This window comes from Frankia sp. AgB1.9 (assembly GCF_016786355.1).
Lineage (GTDB): Bacteria > Actinomycetota > Actinomycetes > Frankiales > Frankiaceae > Pseudofrankia.
Window position 1 is genome coordinate 1 of record NZ_JADWYX010000044.1, and the last position, 23,198, is coordinate 23,198.

Sequence of the window (23,198 nt, forward strand, 5' to 3'; positions counted from 1 at the left end):
ATGCGCGACAATCCGTCACTCACCTTACAGGATGGAGATGTGGTCGAATTCCAGGATTCCCTTTTGCGTGCAATAGGCTACCCTCTATCCATCTCCGCTTTGACCGAGAATCTCGACAGCTTAGCTCAGGCGAGCATACAGTTCTCCGGCGAAAACGGTCTATTGGCGAATCGTGTACCTGCCGCCCGACGCGCATTTGCTATTGGCCGCAACCTCCGTCGTGAACTTAATGGAGCGTGTCCATTGATGGCACTGATACACCTGAGGCCTGTCGAGATTAAAGACTTCCTACTTGCAACAACCTTGATTGAAATTGGCGCCACCCAAATATCTCGCGATTCGTTCAATGATGAAGTCGAGATGATGAGCTATTTTGACGATTTTAGGGGCCGACACGCCAGCCGTATAGCAGACGAGCTCTTATACGGTTCGCAGGGGTGTAGTGCGGCCGAGCATTGCAAACTACCTCATCGCCGGGCCTGCGATGAATTGACATTTCAACTCACGCCCTACGTCCAGCAGTGCCCCCGCGAGGATCTAATTGCGAGGTTGGCGGATTCGTACGACCTTGACCGGTTTCTGATACGGCGGGAGGACTGAGCATTGCGGCATGACGAGGTAGGCCGTGCCTCCGTTCGGGTCATCGGGAAGGTAGGCGTCGACCACTGGGACGATGCCCTTGACGCCGGTCAGATCCCGTACGCGCTCGACCTCGTTGACGAACCTCTGGTAGAGGACACTGCGCTTGTTAGGCTTCGCCTTGAAGAGCTTGATCGCCCAACGCTCTTGTCGACTGTTCGCGGCGAGCCAGACCTCTCCGCTGCCACCGCCGCCGAGATACTTCACGAGCAGGTAGGTCACGTCCAGCGGCGTGGTGTACGGAGGGTGACGTCGCGTGATCCTGGGGGCAGGTTATGCGGCGAGGGCGTCGGTGGTCACGCTGATCTCGGGTGTGTCAGCAGGGTTTTCGGTCGGGTCGGTTTTGGCGAGGATTTCCAGACCGAAGTGGCGGTGTGTTTCGATCCATTCGTCGTGCTGTTCAGCGAGGACCCGACCCGGCATCGTGGACCACCGGGCAATGCAGCACGGACGTGCGCGCGACGCTTGACTCCCGGGGGCGTCATGATCTGGGTTCCTACTGATCCGGATGTGCGCGGGCGATTCGACGGCTCGGTCCAGGTCCGTGCGGCGCCGACAAGCCGGCTCCTGACAGCAGCCTGCGGCTCGCCACGCAGCGAGCAGCGCGCGTCGACTCTGATCGTTTCTTACGGGGGTTGTAGCGCGCAAGACGGGACGGGGAGCCGGTGACCCCATAGGGGGTCACATTGCTTTGTTCTCTTCTATCTGGTTACCGGCGAGGGTGACATGCGCTGCCTTCGAGTGTGATGCACGTTCAGGGTTGCGGGCGTGGTTCGGTTTGGCCGGTGGCGGTGGTCATGGTCCATAGGATGGGGCATTGGTCGATCGCGGCGCGGAGGCCAAGGAGCAGGTCGCGGGCTTTCTCGACGGTGATGTTGTCGAGGGGGATGCGTTGGCGGAGGCGGAGGCGGGTGGTCCCGGAGAGCCGGCCAAAAACGTCGACGATCCAGGCGGCGCTGATGATGCTGGTCGGCGCGGTGACGACCGGGCCCGTGGGGTCGGGGCTGTCGACGACAAGGTCGTAGCCGTCGAGCTTTCCGAGTTCGCGGGCAAGCTCCGCGGCGTGCGGCTGCCATTTCCCGAGCGCGGCGGCGACCGTCGGGGAGGGGAGATGGAGGCAGACCTCGAACGCCGGGTCATAGAAGTCAAACGCGGCGACGAGCGACGGGGGCCTTGCGCCGGCCCGTGCGGGGAGACCGGTGCTCCAGTAGGCGAGGCCGACGGTGGTCCGGGCCCATTCGGAGGGTTTGGCGACGGAGGTGCTCAGGCCGGTGAACTGCATGCTCTTCCAGGTGGGCTGCGCGTGGTCGAACCCGTCAGCCATGACCGCGGCGGTGAGGGCGTCGAAGAACAGCCGCAGCTGCGGGTAGAGCCTGGTGGCCGCGGTTTTCTGGGCCTGGGCGACTTCGGCGTAGGCGGCGAGGTCGAGGTGGTCGAACACGTGGCGTACCTCCCTGCTGTCCATGAACCGCAGCGTGTCGTCGGCGAGGCGGCACTCGTGCGTGCGCAGCCCGTCGGACTGAAGGCACCGGGCGATCTGGTGCCAGGGGAGCCAGCGGAACCGGTCGGCATCGACGGCCGAGACCAGCAGGCGGGCCGAGCGCGCGGCGAAGGCGAGGTCGGCGGTCGGCGGAATCGCGCCGACGGTAACCGCGACGACAATCGGATCCGGCCAACCCTTCGCAGCGGTCGCGGCTTGAACGGCGGCGTACTGGGCGGCCATCTGGTGGAACGGTTCGCCGCCGGTCCGCTCGTCGGCCGGGTAGATGGTGAAAGGCGAGGTGTACTTCGCCTCGAACACCACAACCGTCGACCCGGCGGTGACAACCACGTCAGGCTCGACGCGCATCGGCGGCAGGTGCGGAACCGGGTAGGTCGGCCACAGCTCCACCTGGGCGTCGTCGAGCGCCTCCGGCTCGACGTCCACCCCGGCGGCGGCGAGCACCTGGCCGAGAACGAGCCGGTAGGGCAGATGTCGAAGCGCGCCGAACACGGCGCCGGTGAGCGCGTCCTCTGACCTGTCCAGCGGTGTCCCACCAGCGGGATCGAGCTTCCCAGCCAGGATCGCGAGCATCGCCCTAGTATGACCGCGACCACATGCCCGATGATCAGGACCCTGAACCGGCCAGTGGGGCGTGCTGGCAGGACTTTGCCACCACCGGCGGTGGGGTTGAACCGGCCAGACTGTCGCAGGCAGCTGCCATCGTGGCGGTCCGCCTGTCGACCCGGGCCGGTCCAGTTCATGCCCTGGTGGCCGAGATCCGGGCCATCCTCGGGTGGGAAAGGAAGTGCTATGCCTGCGATCCGGTTCGTGCTCAACGGGCATTCCTATGAACTGACGGGTGCTGAGGTGGAGTCGCGGCTGGTCGGTGTGACGCCGGAGCCGGTGCGGGAGCACGCCGTGCTGGTGAACGGCGCGTGGTTTCCGGTAAAGCAGGCGTTCGAGGCCGCGGTGGGCTTACCCCGAGCCGAATTCATCTCGCACGCAGCCCGCCGTCACCTCGCCGCGCTCGGATTCGAGGTCCGCCGACAGATCGCGGCACGCGGTCCCGACTCCGCCGGGACTACGAAGCCGCAGTCGAGCGTCGGCGCATTGCCGGCAGCCGGCGTGCCGACGGTGCCGCGCGATGGTGCGGAGGGTGAGTGGCACACGGAGACCAACGTCCAGGCCGCGGTGGTCAGCGCGCTGGCTGCGGCCGGCTGGCGGATCTTGTCTGTGGCCAATACGGCGACAAAGGAACGCGGGGTGGACGTCGTCGCGTCCCGCGACGGCGGTACGGTCGGCGTCGAGGTCAAGGGCTACCCGAGCCGGGGCTACGCCGACCCGGCTCGCGCTGGCGAGACCAAGCCGACCTCGCCCAGCACCCAGGCGGGCCACTGGTTCGCCCAGGCCGTGCTGGCGGCGATGCGCCTGCGGGGGAAACAGCCCCACTGGCGCAGCGTGATCGCGCTACCCGACTTCTCGCGGTACCGGGACCTACACACCGAGACCGCCGGATCCCTCGACGCCGCGCTGATCGAGGTCTGGTGGGTCGGCCAGGACGGCGTCGTAAGCACACCGCGCCCCCTGGACGCAGCGCCGGGCAACCCGCGCTGAACCACCTGGCGCTGCGGGGCGGAAGCATGGACCGGCCGGCCGCGCAGTGATGATGGCGCGGCGGGGATCTTCGGTCAGGCGTCGCGGCCGCGTGGGTCGATGTCGCTGCGGGAGTTGGCGGCGCGGTCTCACCCGTCCAAGTTTGTCCGCCGCCGCGTGGACCACAGTGGGAAGGCCTCATGGCCAGGCTGGACCGATCGGAGGCGTTCTCTCAGTTCCGCGGCCTCGATCCCAGGCGCCTTGATGGCCTCCGCGATCCGACGACACGTCAGGAAGTCGATACCCCGCCGGCCAGCGTCATCGACGTAGGCGGCCGCTCTGGCCGTGAGGTCGGCGCGGCTCGGCCGTCCCTCTTCTCGATGTAGGCGTTCGAGCCTTCGCCGTTCGTAGTCGATCTCGGATGTGCCCCGAACACCGCGCACCACATCCTCAACCTCGATCAAAGAGCGCGTCTCCGGGAGGAGCAGGGCCAGCAGGCTTCCCTCATGCACGTCCCGTAGATCGGTGACGTAGACATCCGCGCTCTCGTCAGTCAGTGCGACGGTTGCCCCTTCACCGCGCAGCTCGACGGTTCCGCGGTGGCCTGCTGCGGCGGCGGCCAGCAGCGCGGTGGCCTCCGTTGGGTGCCATTCGAGGATCGCGCGCACGGCCTCGACGTCCCGGGGGCCCAGGGTTGCTGTTCGTCGACCGCCGAGGCTGCGAATCCTTTCCAGGACGGCGGAGGCGGCGAGTTCGCCATCCAGCCCTGGCCCTGCCACGACCAGCTCCGTGGGCACGTCCAGCCCCGAGCACGCGGCGATGACCAGCATGTCGGCGAGAGGGCTCATGAGCTCAGCCTCGTCACCCCGCGCGACCGCGTCGCCACCGACGTCGACGAGCGACACCTTCTCGACGTCGGCAAGTTCGATGATCTCCCGGACCTGTGCGCGGATCCCGACGGCACCCTGCGTCGGGTCAAGGAGCAGCAGTGGCGTCTCGATCGATCTCGCGAGCCGAGAGAGCGTCGAACCGCTGGGAGGGTTGACGGTCGTGGACGGCAGGATGCGGGCATTCAGGCCACCCAACGGCTGCAGGCCGCTGAAGTCTGAAGCACACCGCGGCCCAGGAAGCGGGTCGACCCGCAGCCGCTCCCAGGCATAGGTGAGGATCGCGACATCAACGTCGGGGTGAGACGCCCGACGGGTCATCACGGCGCCCAGGGCATCGCCGCCACCGCCGGAGGCCACGACCAGGCGTCTCATAGAACAACCTTAGATTCCGAGATGTCCAGATTGCCTTTTAGCACTGCCGGGCCGTGAGAATGGACAACGAGGCGAGGCAGCGCGGCGCTGCGCCATCAATAGTCCGGGTCGGTGTTCTGCCGGCCGGGCTCGCGGTGATGATGGCGCGGTGGAGACCTTCGGCTCGGCGTTGCGGCGGCTGCGTGGGCCGATGTCGTTGCGGGAGTTGGCGGCGCGGGCGCATTGCGGCAAGTCGTATGTCGCGGATCTGGAACAGGGCCGGCGCCACCCGAGCCGGGACATGGCACTGGCGCTGGACCGGGCGCTCGACGCCGAGGGTCGGCTGGCTGCCCTGGCGCGGCCCACCGCCGAATGGGGTCCGAAAAGGGACTCTCCCGCCGATGTACTGGAGGCGTCCGGAGCGCCGATCGAGGCGCTGCGCAAGGTGCTCGACGCTCACGACCTGCCGTCCAGCGGTGATGTCCGGCCGCTGCGCGAGCTGTCCGCAGCCGTGCGCCAGGTCGTCTGGCTGCGGCTGCAAGCCCGTTATGGGACCCTCGGGCAGGTCCTACCGGCCTTGATCGTCGAGCTGCAGGAGGCGTTTCGCCGTCACGATGGGCAGAGGCGGCGGCAGGTCGCTGGGATGCTGGTGCAGTCGTACCGGGCGGCGGACGCGATCGCGGACAAGCTGGGTCTGGTGGACCTGTCGGCTCGGATCATCGGGATGATGACCACGATGGCGCTGGAGTCCGGTGACGAGACGCTCATCGCCACCACGGCCTATGTGCGCTCGGAGTTGTTCTTCGCCAGCGGCGCGCACGACGATGGCCGGCGCATGCTCGTCCGGGCCGCGGACCGGCTGGATCCGGGCGCGGGCGTCGCGGCGTGTGCGGCCTACGGGTCGCTGCATATGCGTGCGGCGGTGTTCGCGGCCCGCGACGCCAACCTCGCCGACGCGCGCCTCCACGCCTGCGAGGCCCTCGATATCGCCCGAACGGTCCCGGAGTCGGTCTACCTCGGGACGTTGTTCGGGCTATCGACGGTGCGGATACACCAGATCACGATCGCGGTCGATTCGAAGGACCCGGACGGTGCGCTGCGGATCGCCGAGCAATGGCGCCCTGGCGACGACGTTCCCGCTGAACGGCGGTCGCACTACTTCGTCGACATCGCCCGCGCCTGGGCGGATACCGGGAAACCCGACCAGGCACTCGGCTCGCTCGTCGAGGCGCGGGCGATAGCCCCGGAACACATCCGGCCTCATCCCGACGTCGGGCGCCTGCTCGCAACCACGGTGATGGAACCGCTGCGGCGCGACCCGCGTTGGCGTGAGCTCAACAGCTGGATGCGCGGCCCGGCCAAGGTCTCCTAGGACCGCTGGCGTAGGAGATCCGGCAGCTCGGCCAGCGAGTCCACCCGCCAGTCAGCCGCATTCAGAACCTCAGGATCCTCGGCCCACAGGTGGCCCCACGGCCCCCGACGGATCAGCGCGGTCCGCAGCCCGGCCTTGCGCGCCGGGAGGATGTCGTTGTCCCGGTGATCACCGACGTACACGATGTCGCGCCGGGCCGCCGGCGTGAACGCGGCGACGCGGTCGAAAAAGGCCGGGTCCGGTTTCGCGACTCCCCACTCACCCGACGTCGCGACCGCATCCACCGGCAGATCCAAGGCGCGCAGGAGGCGGGCGGCCTTGACGGTCTGGTTACCGGCGATCCCGACCCACAAGCCTCGCGCCCGTAGCTCGGCGAGCGCCGGGCGAACGTCGGGATAGAGGTCGTCGTCATCGATCTGCTCGCCGACGCCGGCATCCTCCCGACGCTGGCGCTCAACGGCCAGGTCGAACCCGGGCCGGAAGTACCCGAACGTCTCGGCGTTGTTCCGGCCCTGCGCGGTCACCGCGCCGAGCACCGCGGAGAACGTGTGCCGAGGCACGCCGATCCAGTCCGCCCACGCCGCGAACTCGCGGGTGTCATCGAGCAGCGTCTCCCCGACGTCGAACACCACCGCCATGACCATGCCTCAATCCTGCCTGGTAGCCACGCCCGTGTCGGCGGGGCTCGGCTCATTCGGCCGTTCGACGCCCAGCGCTGCCGCCGTCCACCAACACAGTCGCTTTCCGCCCGAAGCCGCTTCGCTCGTTGGGCTGGTCCCGTCCCACGCCGCCTGTGGCGGCCGCCTGGTAGCGAAGTGCGGACACGGTGCGGACAGGACTGGCCTTCCACGACGCCCGAGACGCCAGGATGATTCGACCGACAGCTACGAGACGTTTACTTCAGGCCACTGCGGCCCGAGAGGACACCATGAGCGTCGGCACCATGGGCAGCGAGCGTCTCCGCAACGCGATGGTCGACCAGCTGGCCGCCGATCATGCGGGGAAGGGCCTGCTGCTGCGGCCCGAGGTGGAGGCGGCGCTGCGGACGGTTCCCCGCGAGCTGTTCACGCCCGGCCTCCCGTTGGAAGAGGCGTACGACGCGAACGCGGCGGTCCTGAAGAAGATGCGGGGCGCGGAGGCCGTCAGTTCGGTGTCGGCGCCCTATCTGATCGCGGAGATGCTCGGTCAGGCCGCGGACGCGCTCGGCGGCCTTGAGGGCCGGCACGCGCTGGAGATCGGCAGCGGCGGCTACAACGCGTCGCTGCTGCGGGAGCTCGTCGGCCCGTCGGGATCGGTGACCTCCGTCGACATCGACCCCGAGGTGACAGGCCGGGCGGTCGCCTGCCTGGCGGCTGCGGGCTACCGCGATGTGGACGTGGTGTGCGCGGACGCCGAGCACCCGGTCGCACCGGACCGCCGCTACGACTTGATCATTGCCACGGTCGGGGCATGGGACATCCCACCGGCGTGGCGTGATCAGCTCACTGACGACGGGGTGCTCGTGGTGCCGCTGCGCACCTTTGGAATGACCCGGTCCTGGTCGCTGCGACGCCATAGGGACCGTCTGGTCAGTGCGAGCAACCGGCAGTGCGGGTTCGTCTCGATGCAGGGTGACGGCGCCCACGAGATGCGGTACCTCGATATCGCCGGCGGTGTGCACCTGCGTCTCGACGAGGGCCAGCAGATCGCCCCCGCCCGCGTCGCCGGCCTCCTTGCGCAACCCCGTGAGGAGGCGTGGTGCGGGGTAAGCCTCCCGCCCATCACCGTCCTGGCCGACCTGAACCTGTGGCTGGCGACCCGCCTCACCGACGAGACACAGTTCGTCGTGCTCTCGGCGCAGGAGGCCGCGGTGAAGTCCGGCGTCGTCGCGCCCAGCTGGCGGTTTGGCACCCCAGCGACCCTCGACAACGACAGCACGTTCGCCTACCGGTCGGCGCTGCGCTGGACCGACAGACGCTTCGACCTCGGGGCCTACGCCCACGGACCCGCCGCCGCCGCGGCGGCCGGCCGGATGGTCGAACACATGCGTGCGTGGGTCGACGCGGGCAGCCCGGCACCGACGCTGCACGTACTTCCCGCGCATGCCCCGGACGGCGACCTGCCGGTCGGGGCGGTCCTGGACAAGCGGCACAGCCGCCTCGTCCTGACCTTCACCTCCCGAGAGAAGGGAACCCCCTGATGGACAACCCCGAGTACGAACTGGACCTGCGCCTGGTCGACGCCGGAACCGTCGCGGGCGGCTACGCCACCAACACCGACGACGACTGCGGCTCCGGCGACACGGGCACGAGCGCCTGCACGACCAGCGCCGACGGCAGCTGAGCCGCCCGTCGCCCTCGGGGAGGGCCCCGCCTGCGTCGGCGGGGTCCTCCCCTCCTTCCGCCACCCCGGAACGGGGAACGAGAGATGTTCCAAGCGGCGGACGCGGCGTTGATCAGAGCCGCGTCCTATCCCCAAGATCTGACGTTGCCCGCGTGGCCCGACCTGACCACCGACCAGCCCGACGCGTGGATGGTCTGGCTGCGCCAGGTATGGGCGCTGCCGGAGTTCGCTGCCACCGTCGGCCTGGCCGCGCCGGATCTGACCGCCCAGCTCACCCGCATGTTGGCCAGCGAGCCCATGGAAACCCGCCGCCTACGGCGTGTAGTCGAGACGACGGTCCGCTATCTGCTGCGGTGGACGTCCCGCGCGACGCCCTTCGGCAGGTTCGCCGGCGTCGCTCCCGTCGAGTTCGGCCCGCACGCGGCGGTGCGCTGGGGGCAGCAGCATCAAGAGGTAGCCCGCCTTGATGACCGCCTTGTTGCCGAGTACACGGCCGCAGCCGAGCGGGATCTGGCAACGCTGCGTGAGGTCACGGTCGTGACGAATTCTCTTGGCTATCGCCGTGGCGGGGCGTGGGTGCTGCCCTGCTCCCGTTCCGGAGTCGACCGGGTCTGGGATGTCGAGATCGACCTGACCGGCCCGGTGCGCCTGACGATCGAGACGGCCAGCACCCCGATCGAATTCCGGAAGCTGGCCGCGACGGTGGCCGCCGAGCTGGGCAGCGAGCCGGCGGCTGAGGGTCTGCTGGCCGCACTGATCCATGCAGGGGTTCTCTTATCCGAGATCCGTCCGCCGATGACCGTGACCGAGCCGGCAACGCACCTGGGCCGCCGCATAGCTCTGCCCGACCCGGCGGGCAGGATCGCGGTTGATCTGCGCGTCGACTGCTCGGTGACGCTACCTCCCGCCGTGATCCGGGCGACACAGGACGCCGCTGACGCGCTCGTCGCCGTCGCGCCGCACCTGCCAGGCTGGTTCGCCTACCACCGGGCGTTCCTCGAACGATGGGGTCCCGGTGCGGCAGTGCCCCTGCGCGAGGTTCTGCGCGACCTCGGATTCCCCGCCAGCTACCGAGGCTCGCCCCACCGCGACCAGGCCCTGTTCACCGCTCGCGACAGCATCCTGACGACCCTCGCCCAGCAGTCCGCGCTGGACGGAGGTACCGAAGTCGCCTTCGATGACGGCCTGATCGCAGCGCTGCACGGCGACGACGACCGACCGCCGATCCCGCACACCGAACTGCGGTTCACCCTCGCCGCCGCGACACCAGACGACCTCGACCGAGGCGCGTTCACGCTAACCGTGATGGGCGGCTCGCGGCACGCCGGAGTCGCGGCCGGCCGCTTTCTGCGCCTGCTCACCCCCGCCGAACTGGAAACATTCCGCAGCGTCTACACGAGCCTGCCGACCGCCATACCCGGCGCGGAGACCGTGCAGCTTTCCGGCCCCCCGCTGAACACCCGGCTTGCCACGCTCGCTCGAACACCCGAGCTTCTGCCGCTGCTGCCGGTCGGCGATTTCCACCCCGACCCGCGCTGGACGCTCGCGGACTTGGCGGTCGCCGGCGACGGCCAGCGGCTGTGGCTGGTCTCGCTCGCCACCGGCAGGCCGGTCGAGCCCCTGCTTCTCAACAGCGTGCGCCTGGCGACCCTCCAGCAGCCCCTCATCCGGTTTCTCACCGAGATCTGGACGGCCTGGACGGCGCCTTGCGCCCGGTTCGACTGGGGACGCGCCCACCGTCTGCCATTCCTGCCACGACTCCGCCGAGGCCGCGCCATCCTGCACCCAGCCCGCTGGACCATCCCCGCCACCGCATTACCTGCCCGCACCGCGCCTTGGCCGCAGTGGCATGCCGCCTGGCAGCGACACCGCGAACGTCACCGGCTGCCACGCCATGTACTCGTCGGCCAGGACGACATCCAGCTGCACCTCGACCTCGACGAGACCACCCACCTCGCGCTCCTGCGCAGCCACCTCGACCGGCACCCGCGCACGGCCCTCACCGAGGCCCCCGGACCGGCCGGCTGGATCGACGGCAGACCCGCCGAACTTCTCCTCACCCTCGCCCAGGCCTCACCGGCGCATCGCCCGACCCGCCGGCAGGCCCGTCCCGTCAGCACCCTCACCCACCAGCCCGGCCGGTCGCAGTGGCTAGACGCCCGCCTGCGCGGACACTGTGATCACATCGTCGCTCGCCTGGCCGCATTCGCCGATCCTCTTGCCTCGGCCTGGTGGTTCCTGCGCTACCCGCACCCCGAACCCCAGGTGCGGCTGCGCATCCCACTGCGCGACCCTGCCCAGTTCGCCGCTGCCGCCCACGACCTCGCCGGATGGGCGCAGGAGCTGCGCGACGACGGGCTGCTGATCGACTACACGCTGGCGACCTACCGTCCTGAGACCCGCTGGGGACACGGGTCGACCCTCGCCGCGGCCGAGACCGTGTTCGCCGCCGACTCCCACGCCGCCTGCCGGCGGCTGTCCGGTGACCGGCAGGCCTCCACCGCCGCCGGAATGATCACCATCGTGCGTGGGTTTACCGGCGGCCCGGACTGGCTCATCGACCGCGTGCCCCACGGCGGCGGCTCCCACCTGGACCCCTCCCAGCTCACCTGCGCCCGCCTGCCCATAGAAGACGAGAACCTGGCGACGGCGTTGACCACCTACCGCACCCTGGCGGACCGGGACGGCCTGGAGGCCGACCAGCTGCTCGCCGACCTGCTACACCTGCACCACGCGCGCATGATCGGCGTCGACATGGCCTCCGAACGGCACTGCCTGCGCCTGGCCCGCGCCGTCGTGCACGCCGACCTCGCCCGGCGAGCCTCATGACGGCAGGACAGTCACTCGCCGAGGGAGCGGCCGGCATCGCCCTGCTCCACCTGGAAACCGGCAACTGGACAGCGGCCCAGACAGAGCTTCGCCACGCCGTCGCCGGCGGCGTCAGCGTCGCCGAGAACGCCAGCCTGTACTACGGCACGCCCGCCCTCGCGTACGTCCTCGCCACCGCCGACCGCCCAGGACTCGCCCGCGCACGAGCAACCGCCGCCATGGGAACCGCGACGGTGACCCGTCAACGCCTCGACGCGGCCCACCGTCGCATCGATCGACGCGAACGACCTCGCTATGCCGAATTCGACCTCATCCGCGGCCTGACCGGCCTCGGCGTCGCCGCACGCCGCATCGGTGATCTCGACCTGCTCCGCGACGTGCTGACCTACCTGGTGCGCCTGACCGACTCGACCGACGGCCTCCCCGGCTGGTGGTGCCCCCACGGCCCCAACCGCAACGAAGCCGGCCCGCCCGGGGGCCACAGCAACCATGGGATCGCACACGGCATCACCGGCCCCGCCGCGCTCCTGGCCCTCACGCTGATCGACGGCGTGACCGTCGACGGCCACCCGGAAGCGATCACCCGCATCTGCCAATGGCTCGACACCTGGGAGCGCCACACTGCCGGAGGTTCATGGTGGCCGGAGTTCGTCACCCTCGATGACCTCGCCCGCGGCGAACCACGCCAACCCGGCCCCCTGCGACCGTCGTGGTGCTACGGCACCCCCGGCATCGCCCGCGCCCAACAACTCGCCGCCCGCGCCCTCGGCGACACCACCCGCCAACGCAACGCCGAAACCGCCTTCGCCGCCTGCATCACCGACCCCGAACAGCTCGACCGCCTCACCGACCGCGGCCTATGCCACGGAACCGGCGGCTTACTCGCCGTCGCGCAGCGGATCGCCGCCGACGCGCTGATCCCTATTTCGATCGGACCGCTGACACACCTGCACCAGCAGACCAAGACCACAGCCGACGAGTCCGCAGGTCTCCTCGACGGCTCGGCCGGAGCCGACCTGGCCACCGCCGGGACCACGACCTCCTGGGACGCCTGCCTCCTGCTCTGCTAACCGAGAGGGCCGCCATGGACGAGTCCGGTTGGCAGCAGGTGAACATCACCTATCCCGGCGCCGACCCCGAGCAACGGGAACGCCACGCCGTCGGCCATCTGGCACATGTGCTGCCCGCCGCCGAGGTCGACGGCCTCATCACCGCCTGGTTCTTCATCCGTAAAGGCCCCTGGCGCGTCCGCTACCTCCTCGCGCAGGACACGGCCGGCTACAGCCAGCCGGACCCCGACCCGATCCGCGCCCGGCTGATCGACGGCGTCCGCTGGACCGATGACATCTACGAACCCGAAGTCCACGCCTTCGGCGGCCCCGCCAGCATGAACACCGCGCACAAGCTGTTCCACCGCGACAGTCACCACCTGCTCACCTACCTTCACCACAGTCCGGCCGACCGCCGGGAACACTCACTGGTGCTGTGCACCGCGCTCATGCGGGCCGCCGGCCTGGACCTCAACGAGCAAGGCGACGTCTGGGCGCGCATCGCCGAGCAACGCGCTCCCCTAGCTGGCCCGCCACCCGACCCAGGGGTCTGGACAGCCTTCACCAGCGACATCCGCGGCCTTCTACTCGGTGACCCCCGAGCAGACGTCATCGGGAGCCACTGGCTCACCGCGTTCGAGGAAACCGGCCGAGCGCTCCGGACTCTGCGAGAACGTGGCGACCTCACCCGTGGCATACGCGCGATCATCGCGCTACACGTGATCTTTCACTGGAATCGACTCGGGATCGCAGCGGTCTCACAGGCCACGCTCGCGCAGGCAGCGATGGAAGCCGCCTTCGGCAATGCGTGACCTGCTGGAACGGGCGGTCCGACCGGCAGGCCTGGCGTACAAAGACCCGCCGTGCGGCGCGCCTTTCGGGCAGCGGCCAGGATCGCCATCGCCGCAGCCGTGGCGATCTGGCTGTCGCCAGCTCGGATGATCTACACGGGAGTGACATGGACGCGGGCGGGCGTTGCAGTCCGGACTGCAACATCGCCGTGGACGAGACCAGGCAGGCCAACGCCTACCTGACCACGGCCTAGCCAGACGGTGCGGATCTCACCAACGCCAGATCGAGCGACGCGAACCTCACTGGCACCCGCTTGAGCCACACAACATCACCCGCGTGATTGGGCCTTCGCGGGCGGGGCAGCTTCGGTCAGCTCCTGGTGAGGCGATCGTCGAGCAGCTTCACAATCTCGGCCAGGCGCGCCGCGATCGTCTCCAGCGCCTCTACCTTGCGTTCCTGCAAAGTCTTCGGCAGGGGTACCGGTTCCGCCGAGGGCTCGAAGGGATCAGACACACTGTCGGCGTCTTCCACATCCGCGTCACTGGCGTAAAAAGCTTCTCCATCGGACGCATTGGCCATGGCTCATCCTCTCGCGCCTCCTGAGCGTCCGGCTGGTTCTTTGCGAATCCCGGTCCACGACCGCGCCGGCGCGCCGGCCCGTGACGCCTGCATCCGGGCCCGCCGTAGGTACGAATCGGCGGGGCCCACTGCACGAGGGTGTCGACGGTGGCCTGAGCGATGCGGTCGCGGGTGCGATGGTGGCGCGGCGCGGCGCGGCACCGGCGGATCGGAACTCGGCCTATGTCACTGCCGTGAGGGCCTGCGCGAGGCCATCCGCGGTGAGGCGTTATTCGAGGTGGCCTTCGTGAGGTCGTGCGCGGTGGCCTCGGCGAGGCCACCGGCTCTGACCGTGTCGTGCCATGGATGCACACAGCGGGCCGGTCGCCGGCCTCGAGACTTTCGTGCCGCGCGCCCCGGCGGTACGGAACTGGCAGGACGAATGGAAGCGGTGGGCGGCCGGCCCTGAGGCCGCGGCTGGTCTGGCCCGTTGGTCGACGGACCCGGTCCTTGGCCCGCACACGTCCTCAGTCGGGGCGCTGCTCGCCGCGTCCGGGCGGGACCTGAATGTCCCGGCCGGCGACGCGGACGCGGTGTTGGCCGAGCTGGTATCCCGAGCCCGGTCCGGTGATTTCGCGGCCGGCCGGGTGGCGCTTGAGCGGCTGGTGCCGGCGTTGACGACGCAGGCGTGGCGGCGTTGCCGGCGCGGCGGGTCGGCGTTCGGGGACGTGTTCGCGGAGCTGGTCGGTGCGGCGTGGATCGTGATCCGTTGCTATTCCGTCAAGCGCCGCCCGGCGAAGGTCGCCGTGAACCTGGTCTACGACACGGTCGGGCTGGTGTTCGGCTACGTGCCCGTCGTCGAGCGACGCACCGTCCTCGCCGGCCTGACACCGCATACCGCCAGCGCGGAAACCGGCGATAGAGAGCGCACGGCCGGGGGTGGGCTTACCGAGCTGGCTGCCGACCGGGCGTCAGCCACCGGGACTCCGCTGCCCAGCGGCGTCGACCTGACGGGCCCGAGTCCGTTGGCTGAGTTGTTCGCCGTGCTGCTCGACGGCCGAGCGGCCGGAGTTCCAGCGGAGCGGCTGCGGGTGCTCGCGGAGCTCGGTGTCATCGGGCTGTCCCAGCGGGAGGCGGCCGCGAAGGCTGGGGTGTCCGAGCGCGCGGTGCGGGCGCGCCGCGACGCGGCCGTCGGGGCGCTGCGTGCCGCGCTGCTGCCGGCGGCGGTGGCGTGAATGGCCGGCTCGTCGCAGCCCGGGGTTTCCCTGTCGGCCGAGTCGCTCGTGCTGGCCGGGGCGGTGGCTGTCGGGGCGTCCGCGGTCGCGGTGTGGATAGGTGCGCAGGTAGCGGCGCTGCTGTTCGGCGGCCACTGCCTTCTTCCCGTCGGTCTGCATGACGCGGGACTGGCGTTGCCCGGACTCGTGGCGCACCCGTCGCGTCCGCGGGAGGCCTGGCCGTCGGCGGTGGCAGCGCGACTGCCGGGCCCGGTGGGTTACTGGGTGGCGACGGTGCCGCCGCTCGGGGTGGCGGTGGCTGCGGTCGCGGTGCTGCTGGCGGTCGCGAACCGCCGTGTCGGGGTGGCCCGGCGTCGGCGGATGGGACTGAACCCGGAGGCCCGGTTCGCCCGCCTGATGGATCTGGCGCCGCTGCTGGTCGCGGGCCCGACGCCCGGACGGCTGATTCTCGGCAGGACCCGCGCGGCCGGTCGGCACCGGCTGGTGGCCACCGAGGACGCATCTCGGCCCCTTGATGCGGCTGTACCGAGGCCACTGCGCCGGGCGGCACGCCGGCGGCGATCGGACCGGGGCGCGGTGCTGGCGCTGGGCCCGACCCGCTGCGGGAAGACGGCTGCACTCGCGGTCCCGGCAATCTTGGAATGGGCCGGGCCGCTGATCGCCGTGTCGGTGAAGACCGATCTGCTGGGCGCGACCGAGACGCGCCGGCGGGCTGTCGGCGAGGTGCGGGTGTTCGACCCCGCGGGCGCTACAGGCCGGAACTCCGCTGGTTGGTCGCCGCTGACGATGTCGGGCCGGCTGGCAGGTGCCCGTAGGGCGGCGCGTTCGGTCGCGGCCTCGACCGACTGGAACGCCAGCGGCTCGGGCGATATGTCGTTCTGGGCGTCGGCAGGTGAAGACCTGGTCAGCCTGCTGTTCTGGCTGGCCGCGCAGTCGGGCCTGGGCATGGACAGCGTCGTCACCTGGATCACCACCCAGGACAAGGACACGGTCCTGTCGCTGGCCCGCGCCTACGCCCACCATCTCGACCCGGCAGTCGCGGCCGATGGCGGGCAGGTCCACGACGCGCTGCAGGCCGTCTGGCGTTCCGACGCCCGCCAGTTGACGTCCCTGTATTTGGTCGCCCGTCAGATGATCCGGCCCTGGCAGGAGCCGACTGTCCAGCGCAGCGCTGTCACCAATCGGGCCGCGCCGGTCGACCTCGACTGGCTGCTCGGCACCACGTCGACGGTCCCTGGTCCGCTGGTCGTCACGGCTGGCGGCCGCGCCGACCGGCATGGCGCAGCGCCCATCGGCGCGCTTCCGCCGGCGGGCTTGTGGGACGGCGGAGCAGATTTCGGCGAACCCGAGCCGAAATGGGGCAGCGAGGGCCGCGAGGCACTCGTGACGGCCGCTCCGGTTCCGGCACGGGCGAACAGCCTCTATCTCTGCGCGGATCTTGATGACGCCGAGCGGCTCGCGCCGGTACTCGGTGGGCTCGTCGATGAGCTGCTGCGCGACGTCTACGCCCGCGTCGGGCGGACCGGGAAGCCGCTGGACCCGCCGTTGCTTCTCGTGATCGACGAGGCGGGGAACTGGCCGATGCGGTCCCTGCCATCGCGGATCTCGACGTGCGCCGGGATGGGCGTCGTCCTGCTGCTGCTCTACCAGTCGAAAGCGCAGATCGACGCGGCCTATGGGCCGAAGGCCGACATCGTCGTGTCGAACGCGCCAACGAAGGTGTTCTTCTCCGGTCTCTCCGACCGGTCGTCCCTGGACTACGCGGGCTCTCTGCTCGGTCAGGAGCACGTCGCGGCGCGCAGCGTCTCCGCCGACACCAGCCCGGCGGGTGGCCGCTCGGGCGTGTCGGACGCGCCGACCCGTCTGGAGCTGCTCCCGACCGCGTTGCTGCGCCAGATCCCACCGGGTGAGGCGCTGCTGATCCACCGCACGCTGCCACCGGTTCACCTGCGCGGCCGGTACTGGTTCCGCGACCCTCACCTTCGGCGCCTCGCCACCGGCTCCACGGCGAACGTCGGCCTCGACGCCAACGAGCGCGCACACCGGTGTCGCGACCTGTCGGCGTGGCTCCTCGCACGTGTTCGCCGCGTCCGTGGCGGCGCGTCTGCGCCGCGCGAGGCGGAGCCCGCCGCCGGCCGGTCGGCCGAACGACCGGCTCGTCGAGGCCGTCGAAGCGCCGGAGATCCGCGGTGATCGCGATGCCGGGTCCGGGAGCCGCTGACGAGCCGGACGAGGCCAGCCACCAGCAACCGCACGGCAGGGCGCGGCCGGGCGACCTGGCTGCCGCGCGGTCCGGGATGGGTCTGCACGAGGCCGGGATGTGGGTGGACGGCGCATCCTTCCCGGTGTGCGTCCAGGTGCCAGCGGGCTGGTGGCGGCTCTACCGGCAGACAGGCCCAGAAGGCGACGGCGAGCTGTACGTCGCCGAGCTGGTAGTCGGCTCGGTGGGACCAGGGTCCGCGCGCCAGCCATCGTTCCGCACCAGGCAGCCGTCGGTCTGGCGGCTGGAAGAGGAACTCGGCTGGTCGGTACCGCTGTCCTGCCACGTCGCGATCGAGGAGGCGCCGCCGTGGGTCGCCGACGGCGAGCATCCATTCTCCATGGTCCACCCGCCGGTCAAGGGCATGCCGACCTTCCTCGGCAGCCGGGAACCAGTGCCGCTGGACCCGCACGCCGACGCGGAACGCTTCTGGCCATGGCGGGCCAGCATCGTCCTGCGCGCCTACCAGCCGCCGACGACCTACGGCCGGCTCGGCCACGCCGAATCCCCGATCCGCAGCTGGCCGCACGGACAGACCCGGGTCGAGGTCGTCACCAGCTGGAGGTTGGCCGAAGGCGCGGGCCACCGGGTCGCCTACCGGGTTCGCGACGGCGACCAGGTTGTGTTCGCCGGCTCAGACGTACACCTGCACAACGGCGACTCAGCGACGTCGAGGGTGGCGGTCCAGGCGGTCGTCGCCGCGGTCACGGGCAGGCCTGAAAGATCACTGTCCCGCCGCCAACATCGTTTCCTGGATGCTCAAGGTGGCGAGCTAACCGCGGCGGCGCGTCCTGCGGACGATCCCTACGCGGCAGGCACCCGGATCGCCGTCGACCACCCTGAGCGCGACTGGTACACCACCGGCACCGTGCGGGCCGGCACCGTCAGCCCGACCGGTGTCCGGATTTACCGGTGGCGTCCCGACGTCGCCGACCTGCCCGGCCATCCGTGGCGCGACGACCCGAATCGGGTGCTGGAAACTCCCTGGTACCGGGCCTCGGCGACCCTCGAAGGCCCGGACCGCAACACCGAGTCGCCCTACGGGGAGCTCGTGCTCGCGACGGGGGCGCTGGTCGCGACGGTCGACGACCCGCGGTTCGCGGTCGGCACCGTGCTGCGCACGTTCATCGCGGACGGCCCGCCGCGTTACGAGATCCGTCCCCACGACGCCGTCCTGGCCCCGGTGACGCTCAACGCGACCGAGGTGATCCCGCTGGCGGGCACCGCCTGGGCCAGCGTCGATGACCTGCTGCTCGCCCGGGCGCTCGCCGACCTTGAACTACGACCCGACGAGCTGCTTTTCACCGTCGGCGACTGCGCCCTGGTCATCGACGGGCCCTACGGCCCCTATGTCCACGCCCGCTACGCGCTGCCCTCCGCCTCCGACCCGGCGCTCGCGCCCGATCAACGCCTAGCGAGTGCGGTCGAGGCTCCACCCGCCGACGGGCCCACAGCTGGGCTGCCGGTCGCGCAGCTGCGGCTCGTCGACGGAGTCCGACACCTACGGCACCCGACGCTCGGTCACCTCGCCGTCCCCGAGCAGCTGTTCATAGCGGCACTGCTCGTCCGTCCCGACCAGCTCGGCACCGTCCTCGATCGCTACCGCTGGCTGCCGGCCGGCCCGTGGCCCCACCTCGTCGCCGCCACCCTCGCCGCCCTACACGCCCCTGCGGACGTCGCCGCCCTCACCACCGCAGGGCCCGACCTTGGCCAGCCGCCGAGCACCGGACCGCCCGCCACTGGACCGCCTCCGCCGCGCGCCGAGCCGCCGAGCCTGGAGGGCCCATGACCACCCCGCCGCGGCCCCACCCCGAGCCGACGGGCCCATCAGAGCACCCGCAACCTGGACCGCCGGACAGCGGCTACGCGGTGCAACCCGCCAGCCCTGCCGTGAGGGCACCGACCTGGCCGCCAGGCGGCCCTGCGCTGGTCAGTTGTCGAGTCCGCCCGCCCAGCATCCTGCTCGACGTCCCGATCACCGCGCCCCCGGGCGGCCGGATTGTCGTCGCCACCTTCTGGCCGGACCCCTCGGGACCGGCCGGCTGGGGGCGACGGCTGTGGTCCCCCGGTCCCGAAAGCCGGGGCCACCTCGTCCCTCAGATCACGGACCTGGGAGACCTGGTCGTCATCACCGCCCTGGCCAACGTCCCCGTCCCCCAACCCGCACCCGACACGGCCCCCCGCCGGCCCCGCGTCCTCGGACGAATGACCGCTGCCTCTGCGCCACCTAACCCACAGACCCGTGAAGTCTGGCTGGGCACCTGGTACGGCTACCTCCACGCCGTCGAGCCCGACGCCGCGGTCCTGCATGGCCCATTCCTGTCGCTGAACGCCGCACACGGCGCCGCCCAACAGGCCCTGTTGCGGCGCCTCCACCCACCGAGCGGGCCGGCCACCGCCACCACGTCCAGGTCGACGCCGGTTCATCCCGCTGCCCCACCGGCGACCGTCACCGTCACCCACCACGGCGCGCTCACCACCATCGGCGACCCGACCCACGGCTGGCTGACCGTGCCCACCGAGGCGCTCACCGCCGCGCTCACCGAGCCCAGCGGCTACCTACGTGACCTCCTCGAACCAGACACCGGGCCGCTGCGGCCCGACACCCCACCGATCACGCTGGCCGCCCTCGCCGCCCACCACATCCCCGACCTACTCCCCGACATCACCCTCGCCCCCGAACCCAAGGCCAGCCGCGATCCAGCCGACCTGACCCCGCCTCCAGCCACCCCGACGCCGGACGAGCCCACAACGGGAGAGCCGACGCCGACGGCACCCGAAACGACTGCCGCCGCGAGTGCGGCAGCCGCACCGCCGCCCAGGTCTGACAGCGCTTCCGGCATCACGACCGAGCCTCCTCCGAGCCCCGCGCAGCCCACCAACACGGCCGGCGGCCCTCACCACCCGACGGCCGGAACCACCGACGGCGCAGGTCCCGGAGCCCCGCTCCCCGCACCCGCTGAACCCTCCGACCCCCCGGTGCTCCCTGACGCACCCGACCTGGGCGGTCCCTGACCACCGGCCACGACGTACCCACGCCGCGACCGCCGGCCGCGGCACGAGCCGAACCCGAATACGCACCCTCTCGATCGCCCAGGACCGGCATGCGCAACGACCCACCCAGCCACCACTCCGGCCGGCTGGCAGCAAACGACCCTTCAGCAGACAGGCACGCGCCCGCCTGGAATCTCACCGCCCTCGCCAACCCAAAGGTCATCCACATTCCGGACGAGTCCACGGCACCCCGAGACAGGGCCGCCACGCTCGCCGCGGCCGCGCTGGCCGCCCAACTCGCCGGCGACCCAGCCGCCCCAGCGCTCATACGTCGGCTCGCGACGGCCGGCGTCGTTGCCATCACCGTCGGCCGACGCCGCTACGTATGCCGAGAGACCGTCGCCAGCTGGGTCCTGCTCCCCACCCACCGCCGCGTCGCCACCCGCGACCTCGCCAACGCCGCCGCCGACCGCGCACACCGCCTCGCCGCGCTACGCCTCCGCCTACCAGGACATCCCGACCGCCCCGAGACACCCGACCACGATCCGGAACCGGAACCAGCCCGTCCGCGCCGCAGCGGACCGAACCACCGGCCGCGGCAGCGCGGCAGATGCCCGACCAGATTCGAACCAGTCGGGTAAGGCCCGTGGCTGGAGGGCAGGACCAGCCGTCGGCGTCACGACCGACCCCGCATCCCACACCGGCCCAGGACAACCCCTACCTGACCGAGCCGGCCATCCGTACCACCCCGAGTGACGCCTTCGGCGTCGATCTGTGATCGCCTCCGGCCCCGCCGAAACGGCCACCCACGCCCCCGAGGACTCGCCATGCTCAGCCCGCTCACGCTCGCCGAAATCCGACAGCTACCGGCCGCGGTCGACCTGATCACCGCCGCACGCGCCTTTCACCTCGGCCCCTCGGCCACCTACGCCCTCGCCCGCCGGGGCGCCTTCCCGGTCCCCGTCCACCGCTACGGCCGCGCCTACCGCATCCACACCGTCGACATCCTGAGCGCGCTCGAAATCCCGGTTGCTACCGCGCCCACCGAGCCGTCGACCGACGCGCAGGAGGCCCAGTGAGCCAACCAGACGCCGAACCATCACCGTCAGCCGAACAGACCGCCGCCGCCGAACCGACATCGATCGAGATCCAAGTGCCCGCTGGCCGCTGGCGGATCCGCGCGGTCGTGGATGCGAGTGGCAACCGGCTGTTCGCCGCCGACCTGACCGGCGACCCGACCGCCACGAGCTCGGCCCGGCGGCTGCTATGGGCGAAAGCCCAGGCCGACCCCCTACGGCTAGAGGAGGAACTCGGCTGGGCGATCCCCCACCTGGCGCAGAACGCGCTCGTCCTCGCCCATCTCGCCGACGACCTGCCCGCCTGGCGCAACGACCACCCAGGCCCGCTATCCGATGACGCGATCCACACACCCAGCTACCGGCCAACCCGGAACAGCATCGTCCGCGGCGTACCCGGCTCGCAGGCCAGCTACGGACGGCTGCTGCATGACGACAACCCCGTACGCCGCTGGCAACAAGACCCCATCGAGATCGACCTGTTCACCGCTGAGACCGAGGTAGGACGCGCCATCGTCTACCGGGTCAGCGAGACAGTCCCCGGCCAGCAGCCGGCGCTGGTCTTCGCCGGCGGCCTCACCGGTGTGCCCAGGCACTACGACGTGACCAGCGACGACACAATCCGCCGCAGCCTCGCCGAGGTCCTCACCCGCGCACTGGACGACGACGAAGAACTGGCGCCACGCCAGCAGGACTTTCTCCTGCGCCATCGCCGCGCGATCCGGCGAACCATCGTCGACCCGCCCGACCACCCACTCCCCCGCGGCACCCGAATCACCGTCGCCGCCGACGACCCAGCCCGCACCGACACTGGAACCATCCTCGCCGTCCTCGACACCGACACCGGCCCGAGCTACCTGTGGCGTCCCGACGTCGCCAACCTGCCCGGCCACCCCTGGCGCGACCACCCCACCTGGACACTGCCCGCCGCCCCACACCAGGTCCAGGTCACTTTCGCCAACCCCGACGCGCAGGTCGAGGGACCGACCGCTCCACCTGTCCTGGCGACCGGCGCAGTCGTCGCCACAATCGACGACCCCCGCTTCACCACCGGCACCGTCCTACGCGCCCTCGACCACGACGGCACCGGCACGGCCTACGAAATCCAGCCCCACGACGCCCCGCTCCCCCCAGTCACACTCCCCTACGACGACGTCGTGCCCCTCCGCGGAACCGCATGGCCGAACACCGCGACCCTGCTCACCGCCCGCGCCGCCGCCGACCTGCCAACGCAGCCGGGCGAAATCCTCCTGACGGTCCGCGAGATCGCGATCGCCGTCGACAGCCCCGACGGCACCGAGGTCCTCACCGCACCGTTCACCCGCCGACCCATCACCCCCGCCCTCGACCCAGCCAGCGACGTCACTCCGGCACCCGTCCCCGCCGGCCTCCTACAACCAGTCGACCCCGATGGCGGGCCTAGTCCGAGAGGCCAGCTACCAGCGCTACACCAGGTCGGCGACACCGTTCTCGTCGACGACCCCGTCCACGGCCGCATCCAGGTCCACGCCGAGACCTTTCATGCCGCCATGCGCCACCCACCCGACGACCTGAACGCCCTACTCGCCCGCCGCCCCTGGCTGCCCACCCCAAGCCCCGACCAGCCGGTATTCGTCACCGCCGCCCTCGCCGCCCAGCACGCCGCCGCCGAGGTCGCCAGCCTCGACCCACCAACCACGCCACGCGCTCCCGCGTTCAACCCGCAGCCCGACCTACCCGGCCCCGGACCTGACATGGATCCGGGGATCTAACGCG

The 23,198-nt window shown here is 70.7% G+C and carries 20 protein-coding genes and 2 pseudogenes; 16 read left to right on the top strand and 6 right to left on the bottom strand.

Annotated elements, in window-relative coordinates:
* A partial coding sequence (locus I6A60_RS41780) for a hypothetical protein (RefSeq protein ID WP_238435764.1) occupies window positions 1–600 on the top strand: 600 nt, incomplete at its 5' end.
* Here the strand turns inward: I6A60_RS41780 and I6A60_RS18970 are convergent.
* The 3 genes and pseudogenes from I6A60_RS18970 to I6A60_RS18980 all read right to left on the bottom strand — a co-directional run bounded on the left by I6A60_RS18970 (window position 538) and on the right by I6A60_RS18980 (window position 2,713).
* Window positions 538–861, bottom strand: coding sequence for a hypothetical protein (locus I6A60_RS18970; RefSeq protein WP_203014734.1), 324 nt, complete (start codon window positions 859–861; stop codon window positions 538–540). The two genes, I6A60_RS41780 and I6A60_RS18970, sit on opposite strands and share 63 nt — an antisense overlap.
* 51 nt (window positions 862–912) lie before the next feature.
* A pseudogene (locus I6A60_RS18975) lies at window positions 913–1,056 on the bottom strand (IS256 family transposase); the annotation flags it as partial.
* 337 nt (window positions 1,057–1,393) lie between these two features.
* Window positions 1,394–2,713, bottom strand: coding sequence for a hypothetical protein (locus I6A60_RS18980; protein ID WP_203014738.1), 1,320 nt, complete (start codon window positions 2,711–2,713; stop codon window positions 1,394–1,396).
* A 219-nt stretch (window positions 2,714–2,932) separates the two neighbouring features.
* On the opposite strand from I6A60_RS18980, the gene I6A60_RS18985 reads away from it, so the two are divergent.
* The gene (locus I6A60_RS18985; RefSeq protein ID WP_203014740.1) at window positions 2,933–3,736 is read left to right on the top strand and encodes a hypothetical protein; all 804 of its coding nucleotides are present in this window, start codon (window positions 2,933–2,935) and stop codon (window positions 3,734–3,736) included.
* Between the two features lie 128 nt (window positions 3,737–3,864).
* On the opposite strand, the gene I6A60_RS18990 is transcribed toward I6A60_RS18985, so the two are convergent.
* Window positions 3,865–4,977, bottom strand: coding sequence for a DUF1152 domain-containing protein (locus tag I6A60_RS18990; protein WP_203014742.1), 1,113 nt, complete (start codon window positions 4,975–4,977; stop codon window positions 3,865–3,867).
* 148 nt (window positions 4,978–5,125) lie between these two features.
* On the opposite strand from I6A60_RS18990, the gene I6A60_RS18995 reads away from it, so the two are divergent.
* Entirely contained in the window at window positions 5,126–6,328 is a 1,203-nt protein-coding gene (locus I6A60_RS18995) for a helix-turn-helix transcriptional regulator (RefSeq protein WP_203014744.1), read from the top strand.
* Here the strand turns inward: I6A60_RS18995 and I6A60_RS19000 are convergent.
* Window positions 6,325–6,972: an HAD family hydrolase gene (locus tag I6A60_RS19000; RefSeq protein ID WP_203014746.1), complete on the bottom strand. Its 648-nt coding sequence runs from the start codon at window positions 6,970–6,972 to the stop codon at window positions 6,325–6,327. The genes I6A60_RS18995 and I6A60_RS19000 overlap by 4 nt on opposite strands.
* Before the next feature lie 284 nt (window positions 6,973–7,256).
* On the opposite strand from I6A60_RS19000, the gene fxlM reads away from it, so the two are divergent.
* The 6 genes and pseudogenes from fxlM to I6A60_RS44055 form a co-directional block, all read left to right on the top strand.
* Complete coding sequence (gene fxlM, locus I6A60_RS19005) at window positions 7,257–8,507, top strand: methyltransferase, FxLD system (protein ID WP_203014748.1); 1,251 nt, start codon at window positions 7,257–7,259, stop codon at window positions 8,505–8,507.
* Complete coding sequence (gene fxlA, locus I6A60_RS19010) at window positions 8,507–8,650, top strand: FxLD family lanthipeptide (protein WP_203014750.1); 144 nt, start codon at window positions 8,507–8,509, stop codon at window positions 8,648–8,650. The genes fxlM and fxlA overlap by 1 nt, the downstream gene beginning before the upstream one ends.
* An 84-nt stretch (window positions 8,651–8,734) precedes the next feature.
* A complete protein-coding gene (locus tag I6A60_RS19015) occupies window positions 8,735–11,479 on the top strand; it encodes a lantibiotic dehydratase (RefSeq protein ID WP_203014752.1) in 2,745 nt (914 codons plus the stop codon).
* Window positions 11,476–12,549 carry a lanthionine synthetase C family protein gene (locus I6A60_RS19020; RefSeq protein ID WP_203014754.1) on the top strand — a complete coding sequence of 358 codons (1,074 nt, stop codon included), beginning with the start codon at window positions 11,476–11,478 and terminating at the stop codon, window positions 12,547–12,549. Before I6A60_RS19015 ends, I6A60_RS19020 begins: the two co-directional genes overlap by 4 nt.
* A gap of 14 nt (window positions 12,550–12,563) precedes the next feature.
* Window positions 12,564–13,340, top strand: coding sequence for a thiopeptide-type bacteriocin biosynthesis protein (locus I6A60_RS19025; RefSeq protein WP_203014756.1), 777 nt, complete (start codon window positions 12,564–12,566; stop codon window positions 13,338–13,340).
* A 245-nt stretch (window positions 13,341–13,585) separates the two neighbouring features.
* Window positions 13,586–13,660, top strand: a pseudogene (locus tag I6A60_RS44055) (hypothetical protein); the annotation flags it as partial.
* Between the two features lie 29 nt (window positions 13,661–13,689).
* Here the strand turns inward: I6A60_RS44055 and I6A60_RS19035 are convergent.
* Window positions 13,690–13,899 carry a hypothetical protein gene (locus tag I6A60_RS19035; protein ID WP_203014758.1) on the bottom strand — a complete coding sequence of 70 codons (210 nt, stop codon included), beginning with the start codon at window positions 13,897–13,899 and terminating at the stop codon, window positions 13,690–13,692.
* Between the two features lie 341 nt (window positions 13,900–14,240).
* On the opposite strand from I6A60_RS19035, the gene I6A60_RS19040 reads away from it, so the two are divergent.
* The 7 genes from I6A60_RS19040 to I6A60_RS19065 all read left to right on the top strand — a co-directional run bounded on the left by I6A60_RS19040 (window position 14,241) and on the right by I6A60_RS19065 (window position 23,194).
* Entirely contained in the window at window positions 14,241–15,113 is an 873-nt protein-coding gene (locus I6A60_RS19040; protein WP_203014760.1) for a hypothetical protein, read from the top strand.
* Window positions 15,114–17,306, top strand: a complete 2,193-nt coding sequence (locus I6A60_RS19045) for a type IV secretory system conjugative DNA transfer family protein (RefSeq protein ID WP_203014762.1) — start codon at window positions 15,114–15,116, stop codon at window positions 17,304–17,306.
* Between the two features lie 5 nt (window positions 17,307–17,311).
* Window positions 17,312–19,162 (top strand): hypothetical protein, encoded by a 1,851-nt coding sequence (locus I6A60_RS19050; RefSeq protein ID WP_203014764.1) that lies wholly within the window; start codon window positions 17,312–17,314, stop codon window positions 19,160–19,162.
* A 101-nt stretch (window positions 19,163–19,263) separates the two neighbouring features.
* Window positions 19,264–20,388 carry a hypothetical protein gene (locus tag I6A60_RS19055; protein ID WP_203014765.1) on the top strand — a complete coding sequence of 375 codons (1,125 nt, stop codon included), beginning with the start codon at window positions 19,264–19,266 and terminating at the stop codon, window positions 20,386–20,388.
* A 625-nt stretch (window positions 20,389–21,013) separates the two neighbouring features.
* Window positions 21,014–21,145, top strand: coding sequence for a hypothetical protein (locus tag I6A60_RS42850; protein WP_255545022.1), 132 nt, complete (start codon window positions 21,014–21,016; stop codon window positions 21,143–21,145).
* Window positions 21,146–21,194: 49 nt separating this feature from the next.
* A complete protein-coding gene (locus I6A60_RS19060) occupies window positions 21,195–21,446 on the top strand; it encodes a DNA-binding protein (protein WP_203014767.1) in 252 nt (83 codons plus the stop codon).
* The gene (locus I6A60_RS19065; RefSeq protein ID WP_203014768.1) at window positions 21,443–23,194 is read left to right on the top strand and encodes a hypothetical protein; all 1,752 of its coding nucleotides are present in this window, start codon (window positions 21,443–21,445) and stop codon (window positions 23,192–23,194) included. Before I6A60_RS19060 ends, I6A60_RS19065 begins: the two co-directional genes overlap by 4 nt.
* The last annotated feature ends 4 nt before the right edge of the window (window positions 23,195–23,198 follow it).